General features: G+C 70.1%; 15 protein-coding genes and 1 pseudogene. 4 read left to right on the top strand and 12 right to left on the bottom strand.

Annotated features, from left to right (window positions below; translation table 11 throughout):
* The first annotated feature begins 397 nt into the window (after positions 1 to 397).
* Positions 398 to 1,351 carry an aldo/keto reductase gene (locus tag V7067_RS03360; RefSeq protein WP_334174461.1) on the top strand — a complete coding sequence of 318 codons (954 nt, stop codon included), beginning with the start codon at positions 398 to 400 and terminating at the stop codon, positions 1,349 to 1,351.
* Between the two features lie 24 nt (positions 1,352 to 1,375).
* Here the strand turns inward: V7067_RS03360 and V7067_RS03365 are convergent, their stop codons facing one another.
* The 5 genes and pseudogenes from V7067_RS03365 to V7067_RS03385 all read right to left on the bottom strand — a co-directional run.
* Positions 1,376 to 2,236 (bottom strand): ABC transporter permease subunit, encoded by an 861-nt coding sequence (locus V7067_RS03365; RefSeq protein WP_334174462.1) that lies wholly within the window; start codon positions 2,234 to 2,236, stop codon positions 1,376 to 1,378.
* Positions 2,237 to 2,256: 20 nt separating this feature from the next.
* Positions 2,257 to 3,048 carry an ATP-binding cassette domain-containing protein gene (locus tag V7067_RS03370; protein ID WP_334174463.1) on the bottom strand — a complete coding sequence of 264 codons (792 nt, stop codon included), beginning with the start codon at positions 3,046 to 3,048 and terminating at the stop codon, positions 2,257 to 2,259.
* A 242-nt stretch (positions 3,049 to 3,290) separates the two neighbouring features.
* Entirely contained in the window at positions 3,291 to 4,301 is a 1,011-nt protein-coding gene (gene tauA, locus V7067_RS03375; RefSeq protein ID WP_334174477.1) for a taurine ABC transporter substrate-binding protein, read from the bottom strand.
* Positions 4,302 to 4,669: 368 nt separating this feature from the next.
* Complete coding sequence (locus tag V7067_RS03380; protein WP_334174464.1) at positions 4,670 to 5,770, bottom strand: murein L,D-transpeptidase family protein; 1,101 nt, start codon at positions 5,768 to 5,770, stop codon at positions 4,670 to 4,672.
* A gap of 237 nt (positions 5,771 to 6,007) precedes the next feature.
* Positions 6,008 to 6,415: pseudogene (locus V7067_RS03385) on the bottom strand (group II truncated hemoglobin); the annotation flags it as partial.
* Between the two features lie 183 nt (positions 6,416 to 6,598).
* On the opposite strand from V7067_RS03385, the gene V7067_RS03390 reads away from it, so the two are divergent.
* The gene (locus tag V7067_RS03390; protein ID WP_334174465.1) at positions 6,599 to 7,528 is read left to right on the top strand and encodes a glutaminase; all 930 of its coding nucleotides are present in this window, start codon (positions 6,599 to 6,601) and stop codon (positions 7,526 to 7,528) included.
* Positions 7,529 to 7,855: 327 nt separating this feature from the next.
* On the top strand, positions 7,856 to 9,247 hold the full coding sequence (gene sthA, locus V7067_RS03395; protein ID WP_334174466.1) for a Si-specific NAD(P)(+) transhydrogenase: 1,392 nt from the start codon (positions 7,856 to 7,858) through the stop codon (positions 9,245 to 9,247).
* A gap of 24 nt (positions 9,248 to 9,271) precedes the next feature.
* Here the strand turns inward: sthA and V7067_RS03400 are convergent, their stop codons facing one another.
* Genes V7067_RS03400 through V7067_RS03430 form a run of 7 tightly spaced genes read right to left on the bottom strand, consistent with a single transcriptional unit; the run spans position 9,272 to position 17,870 of the window.
* Entirely contained in the window at positions 9,272 to 10,288 is a 1,017-nt protein-coding gene (locus V7067_RS03400; RefSeq protein ID WP_334174467.1) for a diguanylate cyclase, read from the bottom strand.
* A complete protein-coding gene (locus tag V7067_RS03405) occupies positions 10,285 to 11,382 on the bottom strand; it encodes a chemotaxis response regulator protein-glutamate methylesterase (protein WP_334174468.1) in 1,098 nt (365 codons plus the stop codon). Before V7067_RS03405 ends, V7067_RS03400 begins: the two co-directional genes overlap by 4 nt.
* Positions 11,379 to 13,712, bottom strand: a complete 2,334-nt coding sequence (locus V7067_RS03410; protein WP_334174469.1) for a hybrid sensor histidine kinase/response regulator — start codon at positions 13,710 to 13,712, stop codon at positions 11,379 to 11,381. The genes V7067_RS03405 and V7067_RS03410 overlap by 4 nt, the downstream gene beginning before the upstream one ends.
* 19 nt (positions 13,713 to 13,731) lie before the next feature.
* Positions 13,732 to 14,400, bottom strand: coding sequence for a chemotaxis protein CheW (locus tag V7067_RS03415; protein WP_334174470.1), 669 nt, complete (start codon positions 14,398 to 14,400; stop codon positions 13,732 to 13,734).
* Positions 14,401 to 14,402: 2 nt separating this feature from the next.
* Complete coding sequence (locus V7067_RS03420) at positions 14,403 to 15,722, bottom strand: protein-glutamate O-methyltransferase CheR (protein ID WP_334174471.1); 1,320 nt, start codon at positions 15,720 to 15,722, stop codon at positions 14,403 to 14,405.
* Complete coding sequence (locus tag V7067_RS03425) at positions 15,719 to 16,192, bottom strand: chemotaxis protein CheW (RefSeq protein ID WP_334174472.1); 474 nt, start codon at positions 16,190 to 16,192, stop codon at positions 15,719 to 15,721. The genes V7067_RS03420 and V7067_RS03425 overlap by 4 nt, the downstream gene beginning before the upstream one ends.
* A gap of 34 nt (positions 16,193 to 16,226) precedes the next feature.
* A complete protein-coding gene (locus V7067_RS03430) occupies positions 16,227 to 17,870 on the bottom strand; it encodes a methyl-accepting chemotaxis protein (protein WP_334174473.1) in 1,644 nt (547 codons plus the stop codon).
* A 465-nt stretch (positions 17,871 to 18,335) separates the two neighbouring features.
* Here V7067_RS03430 and V7067_RS03435 point away from each other — a divergent pair.
* Positions 18,336 to 18,790, top strand: a 455-nt coding sequence (locus V7067_RS03435) for a YceI family protein (RefSeq protein ID WP_334174474.1), incomplete at its 3' end; no start/stop codon positions are given.

An 18,790-nucleotide genomic window follows, 5' to 3' on the forward strand; every position in this document is an offset into this window, starting at 1 on the left:
AGCTCGACCTGAGCGACCCGGCCTATCGCCTCTGAGCGGCCGCCGCCCGGCCGTCTTTCCGCGCCGCCGGCGCCGCGCGCCCGTCTCCCGGCGGGGCGAAGCGCGCCCGTGTCCCGCCTGCGGCGACGCAGGTGCCGGCGCACCGGCCGCAAAGGCGGCCCGGGGCATCGCCCCGTGCAGGATGCACCGCCGCACCAGCCGGATCCGGTATCGGAGGATGACGGCGCAAGATCTTGACGCGAGATCTTGACGTGAAATCGTGGCCTTGGCCTTCAGCGCGGTATTTCATACCCGGACGCCGGCGGAAACACCCCCTGACCGCCCTTGCCCGACAGCGCGGGAAGGTGTCCCCTGCGGGTCCTGCCTCCCCTCCCCCCTGTCAGAGCGGATGACATCCATGAGCCTGCGCCCCCTCGGTTCCACCGGCCTTTCCGTCGCGCCGATCGTATTCGGCGGCAACGTGTTCGGCTGGACCATCGACGAGAACACCAGCTTTGCCGTGCTCGACGCCTTTGTCGATCACGGCTTCAACGCCATCGACACCGCGGATGTCTATTCGCGCTGGGCACCCGGCAACAGCGGCGGCGAATCCGAGACCATCATCGGCAAATGGCTGAAAGCCCGGCCGGGCATGCGCGACCGGGTGACGATCTTCACCAAGGTCGGCTCCGATCTGGGCGGGCCCGGCCAGAAAGGGCTTTCGCAGCGCTGGATCCTTGAGGCCGCGGAGGCCTCGCTCGCCCGCCTCGGCATCGAGACCATCGACCTTTATTTCTCGCACTGGCCCGATCCCTCGGTCACCCACGCCGAAACGCTCGGCGCCTATGACCGGCTGCTGAAGGCCGGCAAGATCCGCGCCATCGGCGCCTCGAACTACGACGCCGCGCTGCTCGGCGCGGCTCTGACCGCGGCCCGCAGCGAAGGCCTGCCGGCCTATCAGGTGATCCAGCCGGAATATAATCTCGCCTCGCGGGCCGTCTTCGAAGGGGCCTTGCGCGATCTGGCGGTGGCGGAAGGCATCGGCGTGGTCACCTATTACAGCCTCGCCTCGGGCTTCCTCTCCGGCAAATACCGCTCCGCCGCCGATGCCGCCGGGCGGGCGCGCGGCTCCGGGGTGGAGAAATACCTGAACGACCGCGGCTTCGGCATCCTGAAGGCGCTGGACACGGTGGCCGGCGAACTGGGGGCCCGGCCGGCCGAAGTGGCGCTGGCCTGGCTCATCGCCCGCCCGGGTGTGACCGCGCCCATTGCCAGCGCCACCAGCGTGGCACAGGTGGAGAGCTTCGCCCGGGCCGCGGCCCTGTCGCTGTCGCCGGAGGCACTGGCCCTGCTCGACCGCGCGAGTGCGTGAGGCCCGCCGGGCGGCGGGAGCGGCTCAGTCGCGCCCCGCCCACGGCACCAGCCGGCGCTGCAGAAGCCGCAGGCCCGCCTCCAGCGCAAAGGCGACGGCGGCGATGATGAAGATGCCCATCACCACCACGTCGGTCACGAGGAAGTTGGCCGCCGACTGGATCATGAAGCCGAGACCGCGGGTGGCGGCGATGAGTTCGGCCGCCACCAGCGTCGACCAGCCGGCCCCGAGCGCAATGCGGATGCCGGTGAGGATATCCGGCAGCGCACCCGGCAGCACCACGAAGCGCGCCACCTGCCAGCGCGTGGCGCCGAAGGCCCGCGCGGCGTTGATGCGGCTGGCGGAAACCGAGCGCACGCCGGCGGCGGTGGAAATGACGACCGGCGCCAGCATGGCAAGTGCGATCACCACCACCTTGGCCGGCTCGCCGATGCCGAGCCAGATCACCACCAGCGGCAGATAGGCCAGCGGCGGGATCGGCCGCAGAAATTCGATGACGGGATCGAACAGGCCCCGCCCGACCGGGCTGAGGCCGATGGCGAGGCCGACCGGCACCGCCACCGCCACGGCGACCAGCAGGGCGGCGAAGACCCGGCCCAGACTGGCCCCGAGGTGCTCGGCAAGAGTGGCATCGGCAAACCCCTGCTGCCACACGCTGACCAGCCGGCCGGCCACATCCCACGGCGCCGGCAGGAACAGCGGCGGCACCCACGCCCGCGCCGCCGCCAGCCACCACAGACCGAGAAGCGCGGCGATCACGGCCAGCGAAATGGTCCCTGAGAGACCGAGCCGCGCGACCAGCCTTCGCCCGGCCAGCCGGCCGGTGCCGGCCGGCGCCGCGCAGGCAGCCTCAAGGGCCACAGCCGTTTGCGGGGCAGATGACATGGTGCGATCTCCTGTTACGATCAGGCCTCTTCGCGGCCGAAAACCCAGTCGAGCACGGCCTCGCGCGCCGCGATGAAATCCGGCGCCGCACGCACGGCGCGGGCCGGCTCGCCGGCCAGCACGCGGCGGCCGAAATCGAACCGCGCCTCGCGCACGATCCGCCCCGGGCCGGGCTCCATGACGATGAGGCGTGTGGCCAGAAACAGCGCCTCCTCCACCCCGTGGGTGATCAGCAGAACGCCGGTGCCGCTGGCCGCCCACACGTTCAGCAGCAGGCTCTGCATCCGGGCCCGCGTCATGGCATCGAGGGCACCGAGCGGCTCGTCCATCAGCAGAAATTTCGGCTCCGCCGCCAGCGCCCGGGCCAGCCCCACGCGCTGGCGCATGCCGCCGGAGAGCGCCCACACCGGCTTGTCGCCCGCCCCGGCAAGGCCGACCTCGGCCAGCAGCGCATCGGCGCGGGCCGCGCGCGCGGCCGCCGGCACACCGCGCAGCCGCAGCGGCAGGGCCACGTTGTCGCGCGTCGAAGCCCACGGCAGCAGGGCATCGTCCTGAAACACCACCGCCCGGTCCGCCCCCGGCCCCCGCACGGGCTGCCCGCCGCTCAGCACCCGGCCGCCCGTGGGCGCCAGAAACCCGGCGGCGAGATTGAGCAGCGTGGTCTTGCCGCAGCCGGACCGGCCGATGGCCACCACGAACTCGCCCGGCGCGATGGCAAGGCGCACCCGCTCCAGCACCGCCGGCCCCGCGCCCGGCCCGCCATAGCGAAACGACACGTCGTCCAGCACCAGCGCAGCGGCAGATGAAGTCATGATCCGTGCTCCTCGCCCGGCGGCGGTCGCGTCCGGCCGGATTACAGCGGCTTCTCAGGGGGGATGCAGGCACATCAGGAACCCGCCGGCAGCCCCGCGCGGCCGGGCGGACCCGCCACCGGAAATATGGGTTCGGGCGGCGGCATGCGTTCGGGGCGGATGCGGCAAGCCGCACCCGCCCCTCGGCCCTCCGGCCCGGCGCCCGCACGCCAGACCGGATGGCCAGACCTTTCGCGCCGCCGTCAGTGGCCGGCCGCCGCCTTTTCCACGAAGACCGGCGTCACATAGGGCGCATAGTCCGGCAGCACCCTGTCGATCTTGCCCTGTTCCTTCAGGAAAGCCGACGTTTCGGCAATCGCTTTTGCCGTGCCGCCGGCTGCCCCGCCGCCGAGGAAACTGGCGCTCGCCTGCCCGGCAAGGGTCGGGAATTCATAGCCCCGGAGCAGCGCCGGCACCTCGTCCTGCCGGGCGCCGGTGATGCGGGCGATCTCGGCCGCCTCGGGCGACTTCGCCCCCCAGGCAGCGGGGTCCTTCAGGTAGTCGGCATAAGCCTTGCCGGTCACCCGCGTGAAGCCCTCGACGATCGCCGGGTGCTTCTTGGCGAAATCCTTGCGCACGATCCACGCATCGAAGGTCGGAGCGCCCCAGCGCGCGACCTCTGCGGAGGTGGTGAGGACCGTCCCGGTCTCCTTGATCTTGCCGAGTGCCGGGTCCCAGACATAAGCGGCATCGATGTCGCCGCGCGCCCATGCGGCCGCGATTTCCGGCGGACGCAGGTTGAGGATCTCGACCTTGCGCGGATCGATGCCCCAGTGCTTCAGCGCCGCGAGCAGGCTGTAATGGGTGGTGGAGACGAACGGCACCGCCACTTTCTTGCCGATCAGGTCCTGCGGCCCGCGGATGCCGGCACCGTTGCGCACTACGAGGGCTTCCGATTCCCCGATCAGGCCGGCGATATAGAACGTCTCAACCGGCAGCTCGCGGCTGGCGGCGGCCGCCAGCGGGCTGGAGCCGAGATAGCCGATATCGACGGCGCCGGAGGCGATGGCGGCCACCACCTCGGCACCGGAATCGAACTTGCGCCAGTCGATCTTCGCCCCGGTCGCCTTCTCGTATTCGCCGCGCGCCTGCGGCACCTTGGAGGGCTCCACGACGGTCTGATAGGCGATGGTGGCCGTCTCGGCGCGGGCCGGGCCGGCGGCAACCGTCAGACCGAGCAGGGCGGCGGCCGCGAGGGCCTGTCGCAAACGCATTTTCATGGGATTTTCCTTGCAGATTCAGCACCGGTGCGGGCCGCGCGCAGCGCAGGCTCCGACAGCACCGGGAACGACGCCTCAGGCGAATAAACAGCGCTGCTTCAACAGCTTCGACAACAGTGGCTCATGCTGAAATTCCCGCCTGCTCCGGTGCTGATGTCGTGGCCGTCGCTGTAATCGCGTTCAGCCATCGACTAAATGCACTTTAAGGGCACGGGGGAGCGGCCGCCAACAACGGCGTTCTCATTCGTCCCGAAAGGAGGACAAATTCGTCCCGGCCGCGACTGTCGCGGACCACAGGGAGACAGTCGCCGGCGCGCCGGGCGCCGGACGTCAGCCGCTGTGACGGACCGGCGCGGGGCGGCTCAGGGGGCGACGGCGACCGGCGCGGCCGTGCCGTCGGGCGGCGGCAGCAGCGGTGCAGCCGGCACCGGACCTGCGGCCGGCGGGGCGGCGGCCAGTCCGGCTTCCTGCGAATAGGGATCGGCGAGCGCTGCCTGCGGCCGGCTCACCGGCACGTCGCCGGACACGGAAGTCAGCGTGGCCATCTTCTTTGAGCCCACCTGCTGCATCAGCCGGCGGAAGCTCTCGTGCATGCCGCCATCCTGATAGGCCACGGGCAGCGGCGCCGGCGAGGCATCGGTGGCGATGAGCTGCGCCTTCTGGTGCACGCCGGCAATGGCCGCCGCGGTGGCCGGATCGGTGGTGTAGGCCGGGCACGGCGCGAGCGGCTCGAACGTCGCGCCGGGCTGCGTCGGTACCGCGTTGAAGACATAGCGGTCGCCGCAGGCATCGACCCGCGGCGGCTGGCGCGTGGCATCGAACACCGCCACGCCTTCCGCAAGGTTCATCCAGAATGGCATGTTGGGATCGCCGCGGTGACGGGCGAGGTTGGCCTGCGTCATGCGGAACGGCAGCGCCTCGACCAGAAAGTCACGCTGGCCGCCCACGAAGGCCTCGCGGGCTATGGCATAGAGTTCGGCCGCCTGCTGGTCGGTCATGGCATAGCAGCCGGACGACGAACAGGCGCCATGCACCATCAGCGCCTCGCCGGTATAGCCCTTGGCGGCTTCCAGCTTGTTGGGATATCCGAGATTGAACGACAGATAGAACTGCGACCTGGGGTTAAGCTGACGCCCGGTGACGGTGTAGAACCCTTCCGGCGCCTGCCGGTCGCCAGCCTGCTTCTTCGGCCCCAGCTGGCCCGACCAGCGGCAGATCGGATAGGTCTTGAGCAGGGCATAGCGGCCGGACGTATCCCGCTTCCACACCTCAAGCTCGCTTTCCTGCTTGTAGATGCGCACGAACACCGGATCGGCCGGCGTCATGCCCTTTGCGTTCATCGAGGCCACGAGCTTCGGCGGAATCGGCTGGTTGCCGCGGTTGTCCGACGGGCTGGAAACGCAGCCGGCAACCATCAGCCCCGCCAGCGCCGCCAGCACCAGAGTGCGCATCTTTCGCGTCATCGCCACATCGTCCCGCCTGCGTTCCGGCGCCTGCCGCGCGCCCGCGCGCATTCAACAGCCGGCCGATGGCCATAATCCGGCATCGCGCCCGGTTTGGTTCATCTGCCGGGCAGACTGGTAAACGCCCGGTTAAGCACCGCCGCGATGGCGGTGGCGAGAACCGCCGTCCGCAACACCGCCGCCTGCAACACCGCCGTCCGCCGCCGGCGCGCCGGCCGGCAACTCGGGCGAGAAGGCGCGGTTCTGCATGTGACGGGCCAGAGCCTCCACGCGCTCCAGAATGAACCCGCGCAGCCCCTCGTCTTCCACCTGCTCCACCAGCGCGCGGCGGAAGCAGAGCATCCAGCCATCGCGCTCCTTCGGCCCGATCGGTGCCGGCAGGTGGCGGCGGCGCAGCATCGGGTGGCCGTGGCGCTCGATGAACAGCGGCGGGCCGCCAAGCCAGCCGGACAGGAACTCGTAGAGCTTCTGCTCGGCCCCGGCCATCGATTCCGGATGGATCGCGCGGCAGTGGGCCGCCTCCGGCAGCGCGTCCATCAGCTCATAGAACCGCCGCGTCAGCCGCCGCACCCCGGCATCGCCGCCGATGAGCTCATAGGGCGTCGCGCCCTGCGGGGTCTCGTCCGAAGAGGCCGTCTCGCTCATTACCGCACTGCTCCCGTTCTGCGTGGCTGCGACGCGCCGGCGGGCGCGAGGCTGCAATTGATCGCCCGCCACTTTCGGTGGCATCACTGGCGCAAACGGCAGATAGCATATCCGGCCCGCCGCGGCCCGGCCTTGATCCGGATCGCACAACCGCCGCCGGCACGACAGAGGGAGGCGAGTGACGTGCCCATTCTGCAGGACGTGCTCGAAGAGATCACCGACGCCATGCGCCGCGCCGAGGACCGCGGCCGTGTCGCCGATTACATCCCCCAGCTTGCCGGCGTCGACCCGGCCCGCTTCGGCATCGCCGTCGTCACCGGCGACGGCGCCATGCACTGCGCCGGCGACGCGGAAGAGACGTTCTCCATCCAGAGCATCTCCAAGGTATTCACCCTCACCATGGCGCTCGGCCGCATCGGCGACGGGCTGTGGCGCCGCGTCGGACGCGAGCCTTCCGGCAACGCGTTCAACTCCATCGTGCAGCTTGAGCGCGAGGATGGTATTCCGCGCAATCCCTTCATCAATGCCGGCGCCATCGTGGTGACGGATGTCGTGCTGTCCGGCCACGAGCCCCGCGAGGCCATCGGCGCCATCCTGCACTTCCTGCGCTTTCTGGCCGAGGATGACAGCATCATCATCGACAAGGCCGTGGCGCGGTCGGAAACGCTGACCGGCTACCGCAATGTCGCTCTTGCCAACTACATGAAATCCTTCGGCAATCTCAATCACGAGCCGGAACGGACGCTGGGGGTCTATTTTCACCAGTGCGCCATTGCCATGAGCTGCCGGCAGCTGGCGCTGGCCGGCCGCTTTCTGGCCACCGGCGGGCGCAACCCCGGCACCGGCTTCCGCGTCGTCTCGCCGGAGCGCGCCAAGCGCATCAACGCCGTCATGCTGACCTGCGGCCATTATGACGGTTCGGGCGACTTCGCCTACCATGTCGGCATTCCCGCCAAGAGCGGCGTCGGCGGCGGCATTCTCGGCGTGGTGCCGGGTAAGGCTTCGATTGCCGTTTGGTCTCCGGGACTTAACGCCGTTGGCAACTCCCAACTCGGCGCGCTGGCCATGGAGCGCCTGACCCGGGCCATGGGGTGGTCCGTGTTCGGGCCCTAAGACCGGCCGGCGCCGGACACGATGCGGCCGTGGGCTGTCGCAAATGTCATAAAACATTGACAGCAATGGATTATCGACCGATCCGCCGGGTGCGGCGATGCGGCGGCTTTCCTTTGGCGCCCAAAGTCCGCGATGCTGCACCGCATGATCCTCAGCCATTGCCCCGGCGCCGGTCCGGCTCGCCGCACCGGGGCAATGGCTGCCTGCCTTTATCCTTTTCCCCGGCGGGGCCGCACGGCGCCGGCCCGGCTCAACGGGCTCACCGTTGACGCCCCCAGCGTCAGCGCGCCCAACGTTAACGCACCAATGTCGGAAAGAGATCCGTTCATGTTCGATTTCGACTTCGTCGTCATCGGCAGCGGCCCATCGGGTCGCCGGGCCGCCATTCAGGCGGCCAAGATCGGCAAGCGGGTTCTGGTGGTGGAACGCGGCCGCAGGGTGGGCGGCGTCTCGGTCCACACCGGCACCATCCCCTCCAAGACGCTGCGCGAAACGGTGCTGAACCTTTCCGGCTGGCGCGAGCGGGCATTCTACGGCCGCTCCTACCGGGTCAAGCAGAACATCGGTGCCGAAGACCTGATCGTGCGTCTGCACAAGACGCTCGACCACGAGGTGGAGGTGCTCGAACACCAGTTCAGCCGCAACGCGGTCAAGACCGCCCGCGGCTCCGCCCGCTTCACCGGCCCCCACACCGTCGAAATCACCGACGATGCCGGAGAGACGCGCTCCGTCACCGCCGCCTTCATCCTCATCGCCGTCGGCACCCGGCCGCTGCGGCCCGACTATGTGCCCTTCGACGGCACGCGGGTGTTCGACAGCGACGAGATCATCGAGCTGCCGCACCTGCCGCGCAGCCTGACGGTGATCGGCGCCGGCGTCATCGGCGTCGAATATGCCTCGATCTACAGCGCCCTCGACGTGGCGGTCACGCTGGTGGAGCCGCGCGCCTCGTTCCTCGATTTTCTCGACAAGGAGCTGGTGCAGGAATTCATCCACGAGATGCGCGACCGCGGGGTCGGCCTGCGGATCGGCTCGGCTATCACCGCCATCGAGCAGGGGCCGCACGGGCCGACGGTGCATCTGGCCAACGGCCGCTCGGTCACCAGCGAAATGCTGCTGTTCGCCGCCGGGCGCGTCGGCTGTACCGACCAGCTCAATCTGCCGGCCGCCGGCCTTGCCGCCGACGAGCGCGGCCGCGTTGCAGTGGATGCCAAGACGCTGCAGACCGCCGTGCCGCACATCTACGCCGCCGGCGATGTCATCGGCTTCCCGAGCCTCGCGTCCACCTCGATGGAACAGGGCCGCCTCGCCGCCTGCCACGCCTTCGGGCTGGAGCCGCCGCCGCCGCCGGAGTTCTTCCCCTATGGCATCTATTCGGTGCCGGAGATTTCCACCGTCGGCATGACGGAAGAGGAAGTGCAGCAGCGCGGCATTCCCTACGAATGCGGCATCGCGCGCTTCCGCGAGACCTCGCGCGGCCACATCATGGGCCTCGACAGCGGCATGATGAAAATGATCTTCTCGACGAAGTCGCGGCGGCTGCTCGGCGTCCACATCATCGGCGAAGGGGCGACGGAGCTGATCCACATCGGTCAGGCGGTGCTGAACCTGAAGGGCACCATCGACTATTTCATCGAGAACACCTTCAATTATCCGACGCTGGCGGAAGCCTACAAGATCGCCAGCCTCGATGCGTGGAACCGCTTTCCGCGCGCCTGAGGCGCCGGCGGGCCGCCAGCCGCCTCAGGCGGCGGCCTGCACCACGCGGTCGCGGCCGCCGCGCTTGGCATCGTAGAGCGCCCGGTCGGCCGCATCGATCAGCGCGAAGAACGAATCCCCCGCCTTCGGCCAGGTGGCGGCAACGCCGATGGAAACGGTGATGACCCCGCCCGGCGTTGCCGGATGGGGCATCCGCAGCGCCGCCACCCGCGCACGCACGCGGTCGGCCACCACGGCGGCGCCGTCGAGCGCGGTCGCAGCCAGCACCATCACGAATTCCTCGCCGCCGAAGCGCGCGCCGAGATCGGACGAGCGGCGGCAGTTTTCCTGAATGACGCCGGCAATCCGCTTCAGCACGTCGTCGCCGGCCAGATGGCCGCAATTGTCGTTATAGAGCTTGAAGAAATCGACATCGATCATCAGCACGGCCATCGAGTCGCCGGTGCGGATCGAGCGCCGCCATTCCGCTTCGATGTACTGGCTGAAATAGCGCCGGTTGGAGAGCCCGGTCAGGCCGTCCACGTTGGTCAGGCGCTGCAGTTCCAGATTGGTTTCCAGAAGCTGGCGCTGGCTCTCCTGCAGGGCGCGATAGGCGGCGTCGCGCTGCAGCTGCAGCTGATAGGCGCGCGAGTGATAATGCAGCCGCGCGATCAGTTCGACCTCGTCGGGCAGCTTCACCAGATAATCGTTGGCACCGGCCTGAAAGGCATCGCGCTTGACGCCGGAATCTTCCTTCGTGGACAGCACGATGATCGGGATCGTCGAAATTCCCGGTTCGCGGCGGTAGGCGCGCACCAGCTCCAGCCCGTCCATGCCCGGCATCACCAGATCCTGCAGGATGACGCTGGGGCGCAGCTCCTTGACGGTCTCCACCGCGCTGGCGGGATCGGAGCAATAATGGAAATCGATGCCGGGATCGGCCGCCAGCGCACGGCGGATAGCTTCGCCGACCATCACCTGATCGTCCACCAGCAGCACCATCACACGCTCGCCGCCGACCGACAGTCCCGAACCGGACCCAGCGCTATCGTAGAATGTCATGAGTCTTGCGAGCCCTGAGTCTTGCGAGCGGCACCCGTCACCGCCGGGCCGGAACCCGGATTCGCAGCGCATTTCACGCGGTCCCGCCCGGACAGGATGCGCACGAGCCGGGGCGCGATTCCCGACAGCGGAAGAACCTCCGCGACAGCGCCCAGCGCGACTGCCGCCTTCGGCATACCATAGACGGCGGAGCTATCCTTGTCCTGCGCGATCGTCAAGTTCCCGGCCTGCCGGATGCTCCGCAGCCCGACTGCGCCGTCGCTGCCCATGCCGGTCAGCAGCACGCCGACCACTTCGCCGTGCCAGTGCTGCACCACGCTCTCGAAGAACACGTCGATGGAGGGGTGATAGGCCCCGCCCCGCGGCTCGTCAACGTAGGCCAGCCGGCCCTCGGCCGTGAGCACCAGATGCCGGCTGCGCCCGGCCATGCGGATGCGGCCGGGCAGGATGGCCATGCCGTCCTCGGCCACTTCCACCGGCAGCGGGCTGACGCGGCCGAGCCATTCCACCATGCCGGGCACGAACCGTTCGTCGACATGCTGCACGATCACGATGCCCGCCGGCAGACCGCGCGGCAGGGCGGCCACCAGCGAGGCAAGTGCCGCCGGCCCGCCGGCCGAGGCGCCGATGACGACCAGCCGCGGGCAGGCCTCGCCCGGGCCGGGCCCGGCCGCCGGCGCCGGTCGCAGGGCCTCGCGCACGCCGACCAGCCGTTCGATGGTGGCGATCTTGCCGAGCAGGCTCTGAATGCCGTTCTGAGCCTGATCGCCGCCCAGCATCGGCGTCTCGATCACGTCGAGCGCACCGTGGCCCATGGCCTCGAACACGCGGGCCAGATTGGCTTCCCGGCTCACCGTCACGATCAGGATCGCGCACGGGCTGTCGGCCATGATGCGGCGGGTCGCCTCAACCCCGTCCATGACGGGCATGATCAGATCCATGAGCACGAGGTCGGGCCGGTCGCGGCTGGCCGATTCCACGGCCTGCAGCCCGTTGGCCGCCACCCAGGCGATGCTGTGGCGCGGCTCAAGCGCCAGCGTGCGCCGCAGCGCCTCGACGGCCATGGCACTGTCGTTGACGATGGCGATCCTCATGTCGGTGCGCCTATCAGGTCGAACACGGCTGCCACCAGCGCTTCGTCATGGAAACTGCCTTTCGCAAGGTAGTAGTCCGCACCGGCATCGAGACCGCGGCGACGATCCTCCTCGCGATCCTTGTACGAAACGATCAGAACCGGCAATGCCTTCAGAGCGGCGTCGCCGCGGATCAGCCGCACCAGTTCGATGCCGTCCATGCGCGGCATGTCGATATCGGACACGACAAGGTCGAACGGCGCGGCGCGCACCGCGTGCCAGCCATCCATGCCGTCGACAGCAACGACCACCTCATATCCCTGCTGATCGAGCAGCTTGCGCTCCAGTTCGCGCACGGTGAGCGAATCGTCCACCACCAGAATGCGCTTGCGCCGCGCGGCAGGGCCGCCGGCCCGCTCGGCGGCGATGCGATGCACCTGCCCGCTGGTCGCAAGCCGCTCCATGGCCCGCAAAAGATCGGCCGCATCGAGAATGAGCGCCGGCATGCCGTCGTCGAGCACGGTGCCGGCGGCAACGTTCGGCACCTTGCCGAGGCGGCTGTCGAGACGGCGCACCACGACCTCCCGCTCGCCTTCGAGGCCGTCCACCACCAGACCGTAAAGCTCCGGCGCCTCGCCCATCACCGCCACCGGCAGTTCATCGTCCTCGCCGGCCGCCTGCTCCATCCCGAAGATCTGGCGGGCCGACACGAGGCCGACGCGGCAGCCGTCGAGATCGAAGTGCTGGCGCCCCTCGGTTTCGCTGATGGCACTGCGCGCCACCCGCAGCACCCGCGCCAGCGCCGCGATCGGCAGGGCATAGGGCTCGTGGCCGATCTTCACGATGAGCGCGCGCATCACCGACAGCGTCAGCGGCAGTTGCAGGTGGAAGCGCGTGCCCTGCCCGACGACAGACCTGACCCGCACCCGGCCGCGCACCGCCCGCAGCATGGTCTGCACCGCATCGAGCCCCACGCCCCGGCCGGAGACTTCCGTCACCGCATCGCGCATCGAGAAGCCGGGCAGAAACAGAAAATCGAGCAGTTCCGCCTCGCTGAGGCGCCCGGCGACATCCGGCTGCACGAATCCGCGGGCGACCACAAGGCGGCGCAGGCGCTCCAGATCGATGCCCGCGCCGTCGTCGCTCACCACCACGTGCAGCATGCCGGCGCCGTGGCTGGCCTCCAGCACGATGCGCCCCGCCGCCGGCTTGCCGGCCGCCAGCCGCACCTCCGGCCGCTCGATGCCATGGTCGGCGGCGTTGCGCACGAGATGCCCGAGCGGGGCTTCGAGCTGTTCCAGCACATCGCGGTCGACGCGGGTGCCGGCGCCCGACACCTCAAGGCGGATTTCCTTGTCAAGCGCGCGCGCCAGATCGCGCACGGCGCGCGGAAAGGCCTGCACGCCCTCGGCAAACGGCCGCATGCGCACATCCAGCACCGCCTCGTGCAGGCGGCCGGCATGGTCGATGCCGGCCCGCTCGAAGGCCTCCAGATCCGCCAGCAGCGCGGCCGCGGTCTCGCGACTGGTGGCCAGGCCGTGCAGCACCTCGCCAAGCGCGATTTCGGCCGCGGCCTGCCCTTCTCCGTTCCCGAAGGGGTGGGCGGAAAGGGTCTCTGCCGCCCGCGCGAGCGTTCCCTGCAGGCGGAGCAGGCGGGACACCGTTTCCGCCAGCGGCCGCAGACGGCGCGTCGCCGTCAACCCCTCGCCGGCCAGCCCGACGAGACGGTCGAGATCGTCGGCACCGACCCGCATCACCCGGCCCTCCGCCTCTCCGGCCGGCGCGGCCGGGCGGGCGGCAGCCGCCGCCGTCACGGGCGGCGGGGCGGGCGCGGCCGCAGGCGGCAGCGGCGGGGCGGCCACGGCGACCGGGGCCGGGGCCGGCGCCGGCGCGACGACCGGAGCGGCGGCGGCCGGGACCGGGGCCGGTGTCGCCGGGGCAGCGCCCGTCAGCACCGCGGTCAGATCGGCCAGAAGGCCCGCCATATCCGGCCGCGAGGCGGCACTGGTGGCGGCGTAGTCCTCTTCCGGCAGGTTCGCCAGCCCGCTCAGCAGGTCCACGCCGCGCAACAGCAGATCGACCGCAGCCTGATCCAGCCCGATGCGGCCGTGCTGGGCGGCCGAGAACACGTCCTCCAGCGCGTGCGCCATCTGCACGCCGGCCCGCAGACCCACGATCTGCGCCGCCCCCTTCAGCGAGTGGGCGGCCCGCATGCAGGCTTCCAGCACCGCGGCATCCTGCGGCGCCTGCTCCAGCACCAGCAGTCCGTCGACCATGGTCGCGCACTGGCCTTCCGCCTCCAGGCGGAACAGTTCGGCCATCGAAAGCTGGCTGAGGTCGCGTGTGGTCATGGATGCAGCGCCCTCCCCCTCACAACATGCGTTCGACGGCCGCCCGCAGCAGCGGCGGGTCGATGAGGGCGGCCATGCGGTCGCGCCAAGGCAGCAGGCCGGCGGTCAGCGCGGCGGCCGCCTGCGGCAGGGTGGCCGGGCGCGCCGTCAGGCGGGCGGGATCGTAGCGCAGCGTTCCCGCCACTTCCTCCAGCACCAGCGCCACCGGCCCGCCGCCAAGCTGCACCACGCCGTGGCGCTCGCCGGTGGCCGCCGGCGCGGCAGCCAGTCCCAGCAGGCGGGCGAGCGACAGGCACAGCAGCAACTGGCCGCGCACGACGGTGAGGCCGCTCAGCGCACCGCCGCGCCGGTGCGGCAGCGTGTGCACCGGGCCGGCCGGCGCGATTTCGTCGAACAGCCGGGTTTCGAGCGCGAACCACTCGCCACCGCAGCGAAACACCATGGCCGACCGGAGCGCGCCCGCAGCCGCGGCAAGCGGCGCCGCGACGATGGCCGTGTTCTCGGCCAGCCAGCCCGGCGCCGGCGGGCGGGCGAACAGCCGCTCCGCCGCATCCGCGCGCACCGGACAGCGACCGCAGGTCTCCACCGCCGCCAGCCGCGCGCAGGTGCGGTCGCCGAACGTGCCGGTGCGGTTCCAGCAATCGTCCACCACGACGGCAGCGGCGGTTGCCGGCATATCCTCGGCCATGCTCATGCCCTCCGCGCCTTTTCCTCAAGCCGCTGCAGCCGGCCGGCCATGCGCGCGGCGCCCTCCGCATCGCCGGCCGCGCGCAGCAGCAGCGCCAGATGCGCCAGCGTCTCGCGGTGGTCGGGCTCAAGATAGAGCGCGCGGCGATAATGGCCCGTTGCCGAGACGGTGTCGCCGCGGGCCTCGCTGATGAGGCCGAGCAGATAGCAGGCCTCCGCATCCGCGCCGCCGCCGGCCAGCAGGCCCTCGCAGAGCACCGCCGCCTCGTCGAGCCGGCCCTGATCGGCCAGCCGCGCGGCAGCGGCAAGCGCCCCGCCGTCAGCCCCGCCGTCGCCGGCCGGCGGTGCCTGCGGCGGGGTCGCCGGCGGGCGGTCGCGCACGGCGGCGAACGGACGCGGGGCGGGGGCCGGCGCAGCCGGGGCCGGCGCCGCGCGGCGCGGGGCAGACGGCCGCGCCGGCGGCGGGGCCGGTTCCGCCCCGGGGGCCGGGGCGCGGCGCAGGCCGAATGTCATGCGGTCCGGCAGCGGCACGAAGCCGAAGCGGGCAAAGCCGCTGGCCTCCGACGGCCCGACATAGAGCTGCCCGCCCGGCGCCAGCAGCCGCTCAAGCAGCGCCACGACCCATTGCCGTGTCGGATCGTCCAGATAGATCAGAACGTTGCGGCAGAAGATGATGTCGAAGGGCGCCGCCCCGGCCAGCAGCCGCGGATCCATCAGGTTGCCCGCCTCGAAGGTCACAAGGCGGCGGATATCCTCCGAAAGACGGTAGCGGCCCTCATGCGGCCCGAAATAGCGGTCCCGGAACCCCAGATCGCGGGCGCGGAAGGCATGCCGGCCATAGAGCCCGGCGCGCGCCACCGCCAGCGCCCGCCGGCTGACATCAATGGCGGTGATGGAGAACGAAGCCGGCGACAGGCCGGCATCCACCAGCGCCATCGCCATGGAATAGGCCTCTTCGCCGGTTGCGCACGGCAGCGACAACAGCCGCAGCACGCCGCCCGGCCCCCGCCCGGCCAGCACGCCGCGGCCGAAGGCGATGGCACTGGCAAAGGCGGCGGCATCGCGGAAGAACCACGTCTCCGTAACCACCACCTCGTCGATCAGCGCCTGTGCCTCGGAGGCGTCGGCATTGACGCGCAGCCAGTAGCCGGCCTCGTCGAGACCGCACGCCGCCATGCGGGCGCGCACCGCCCGTTCCACCGACGCCGCTCCGATGGTGGAGACATCGACGCCGATGGCCTGCCGGAGCAGGCCCACGAACAGCGCCGCAGAGGCGAGCGACGGCTCGCTCCTGAGCCCCGGGGGGGCGGAGGCCGCGCTCACGATGCCGCCCCCGCGACGGCGAGCCCGTCATAAAGCGTTGCCAGCACCGCCTGCGGCAGCAGCAGCACCGGATCGACCAGCTGCACCACGCCCTCCGCATCCGGGGCGACGGGCCCGAGATAGGGCGTGCCGTCGGCGCGGATGCCGGAGGCGACGAAATCGGTCCGCGGCCGGCGGACGAGGCCGGTGGCGTTTTCCACCATCAGCGCCAGCGGCACGCAACGCCCGCCGGCGAGCGGCAGCGGACAGACGAGCAGCCGCGTGCTCATCGCGGCCTGCGCCGGCCGCCCGGCGAGGACGGCCACCAGATCGACGACCGGCACCGGCGCCCCGCGCCAGTTGATGACGCCGGCGACGCCGGCCGGAAGGCCCGCTGCCCGTCCGATCTCGACGAGCGGCAGCACCGCTTCCACCCGGTCGGCGGCAACGGCGAAGCGATCCTCGTCAAAGCGGAACAGAAACAGCAGCATGAAGCCTCCGCACCGGTCTGCGCACCGCCCGGCGTCACATTTCCAGCTTGAAGCGGGCGATGCCGTTGCGCAGGTCGAGCGCGACCTGACTGAGTTCGTCGATGGCCTGGCTCGACTGGCGCAGCGAATCGAGCGTCTGGTGCGCGGTGTCGCTGAGCTGCACCAGCGCCTGAGAGATCTGCTCCGCCCCGGTGGCCTGCGCCTGCACGCCCTCGTTCACCGTCTCGAAGCGCGGCACCAGCGTCTGCACCTGACGGATGATCTCGGAGAGCTGGCCGCCCACGACCTCCACCTCCTGAATGCCGCGGCGGACTTCCTCGGAGAACTTGTCCATGCCCATGACGGAGGCGGAAACCGCGGACTGCATCTCCTTGACCATCTGCTCGATATCGTAGGTGGCGACTGCGGTCTGGTCGGCGAGGCGGCGGATTTCCGTCGCCACCACCGAGAACCCGCGGCCGTAGTCCCCGGCCTTCTCCGCCTCGATGGCCGCGTTGAGAGAGAGCAGATTGGTCTGGTCTGCCACGCGGGTGATGGTCGTCACCACCTGATTGATGGTGGTCGCCTTGTCGTTCAGCACCGCAAGGCGGGTGTTGATGGTGCCGGTCGCCGCCATCACCGCGTGCATGCTGCCTTCCATGCGGCCGAGGCCCGCCTGCCCCTCGCCGGCCAGCCCGGCGGTGTGTTCGGCAACCGAGGAGACCTCGGCCATGGTGCGCACCAGATCGCTCGCCGTTGCGGCGATCTCCTTGGAGGTGGAGCCGATCTCGGTGGTGATCGCCGCCATCTCGCTGGCGGTGGCCTGCTGCTGACGGGCGGTGGCCGCGATCTCGGTGATGGAGGTGTTGACCACGATGCCCGAGCGCTGCACCTGCCCGATCAGCCCGGAGATCTCGCCGGCCATGTGATTGAAACCACCGGCGATCTGCCCGAACTCGTCGTTGCGGCCGAGATTGAGGCGCGCACTGAGATCGCCGCGGCCGATCGCCTCCATAGTGCCCGTCAGGGCGCGCAGCGGCCGCACGATGGACCGGAACAGCAGCACGCCGCTGACGCAGGCTGCCACCACCGCCGCCAGAATGGCGGCGAGCGTGGTGTTGCCGGCCCGCGTGGTATCGGCGGCGATCAGGCGGACGGATGCTTCCAGAGCGCTGCGGTTATAATCGATGAGTTCGTTCATGTCGTCGAGCGAGGCGGCAAAGGCCGCCTGCAGCGGCCCGTTGCGCTCGGCCCGCGCGCCGGCGGTGTCGCCGGCGGCAACCAGCGCCAGAACCCGGTCGAACGAGCGGAAATACGCCTCCGATGCCGCCTGCACGCGATTGAAGATCGTGCGGTCGGCATCCTCGTGGATGGTCACCGCGTAGCCGTCGAAATTGGCCTTCAGGTCGGCCCGCGCCGCGCGCATGGCCGCTTCCAGCGCATCGGCGCGGGTGGACGGCGGCAGGCTGATGCGCTGCTCAAGCAGCGCATAGGTCAGAAGCCACAGCCGCGTTGCCTTGGCGGAATCCAGCAGGCCCGGCATGGTATCGTCGCGGATGGAAACGGCCTCCTGATCCATGCGCGAGAACAGCGAGGACGTGACGATACCCATCATTCCCATGATGACGAGAATGACGGCGAAACTGGCGACGATGCGGGTGCGGATCGTCCAGCGCACGAGGGAGGCTTGTTGCGACATCTGGCTCGGAACCCGGCTTGTCTCGGAAACGGCCGGCCACCGGCGACCGCCCGGCGCGGGCGACGGCCGGAACCGGCGATGACGGACAGGCATCGTGCCACCGATTGCCCCCCGCGCGCCATGGCCGTGATCGGCCCGCCCGCAAACACGGTTCACGAACCGTGACGCGCGGCCCGGCTGCATGGCCCCTCGCCCGGCAACGTGGGCGACAGATTTTGCCGCGCAGCCTCGGAGTTTCATGCAAATACGACAGAGTTGCGACCTGATCGTCAACGCTGCGGATACTATCTTGTGAGAATGGGGGGCATTGTTGCAGGTGCAGGTCCGTTGCTACCTTCCCGTCATCGCTCAGGCCTGAATGTCGCGCCGGAAACGCGGCGGCCTGTCGCAGTCCCTTTTTCCCTCGTCCGGCTCCCCCGGCCCGCCTCGCCTGCCAGCCGGACTTCTTTCAGGATAGCGAAGAAAATGATGAAGCGCTCCGCTCTGTTCCTTGCCGCCGCTCTGGCGCTTGCCCCGCTCGCCGGCCCGGCGCTCGCCGCCGGCCCGTCCACGAACCTGACCGAGATCAAGAGCGGCGAGTTCACGCTGGACAAGAGCCACGCCAAGATCATCTTCTCGACCAGCCACTTCGGCTTCTCGACCTATTATGGTCTGTTCAAGGACTTCGACGCCAAGCTGAACTTCGACGCCAAGGACCCGGCGAAGAGCACGCTGGCCGTGACCATCGACATGAACAGCGTCGAGACCACCAATCCGAAGCTCAACGAGCACCTGAAGTCGGAAGACTTCTTCAACGCCGCGAAGTTCCCGACCGCCACCTTCAAGGCGACCAAGATCACCGTCACCGGCAAGACCACCGGCACCATCACCGGCGACCTGACGCTGCACGGCGTGACCAAGCCGGTCACCCTCGACGCCAC

Origin of the sequence: Pseudoxanthobacter sp., assembly GCF_036822375.1 — a bacterium.
GTDB lineage: Bacteria > Pseudomonadota > Alphaproteobacteria > Rhizobiales > Segnochrobactraceae > Pseudoxanthobacter.

Coding starts and splice junctions, on each gene's coding strand:
- V7067_RS03360 (WP_334174461.1), top strand. CDS start 398: ATGAGCCTGCGCCCCCTCGGTTCCACCGGCCTTTCCGTCGCGCCGATC.
- V7067_RS03365 (WP_334174462.1), bottom strand. CDS start 2,236: ATGTCATCTGCCCCGCAAACGGCTGTGGCCCTTGAGGCTGCCTGCGCG.
- V7067_RS03370 (WP_334174463.1), bottom strand. CDS start 3,048: ATGACTTCATCTGCCGCTGCGCTGGTGCTGGACGACGTGTCGTTTCGC.
- tauA (WP_334174477.1), bottom strand. CDS start 4,301: ATGCGTTTGCGACAGGCCCTCGCGGCCGCCGCCCTGCTCGGTCTGACG.
- V7067_RS03380 (WP_334174464.1), bottom strand. CDS start 5,770: ATGACGCGAAAGATGCGCACTCTGGTGCTGGCGGCGCTGGCGGGGCTG.
- sthA (WP_334174466.1), top strand. CDS start 7,856: ATGTTCGATTTCGACTTCGTCGTCATCGGCAGCGGCCCATCGGGTCGC.
- V7067_RS03400 (WP_334174467.1), bottom strand. CDS start 10,288: ATGACATTCTACGATAGCGCTGGGTCCGGTTCGGGACTGTCGGTCGGC.
- V7067_RS03405 (WP_334174468.1), bottom strand. CDS start 11,382: ATGAGGATCGCCATCGTCAACGACAGTGCCATGGCCGTCGAGGCGCTG.
- V7067_RS03410 (WP_334174469.1), bottom strand. CDS start 13,712: ATGACCACACGCGACCTCAGCCAGCTTTCGATGGCCGAACTGTTCCGC.
- V7067_RS03415 (WP_334174470.1), bottom strand. CDS start 14,400: ATGGCCGAGGATATGCCGGCAACCGCCGCTGCCGTCGTGGTGGACGAT.
- V7067_RS03425 (WP_334174472.1), bottom strand. CDS start 16,192: ATGCTGCTGTTTCTGTTCCGCTTTGACGAGGATCGCTTCGCCGTTGCC.
- V7067_RS03430 (WP_334174473.1), bottom strand. CDS start 17,870: ATGTCGCAACAAGCCTCCCTCGTGCGCTGGACGATCCGCACCCGCATC.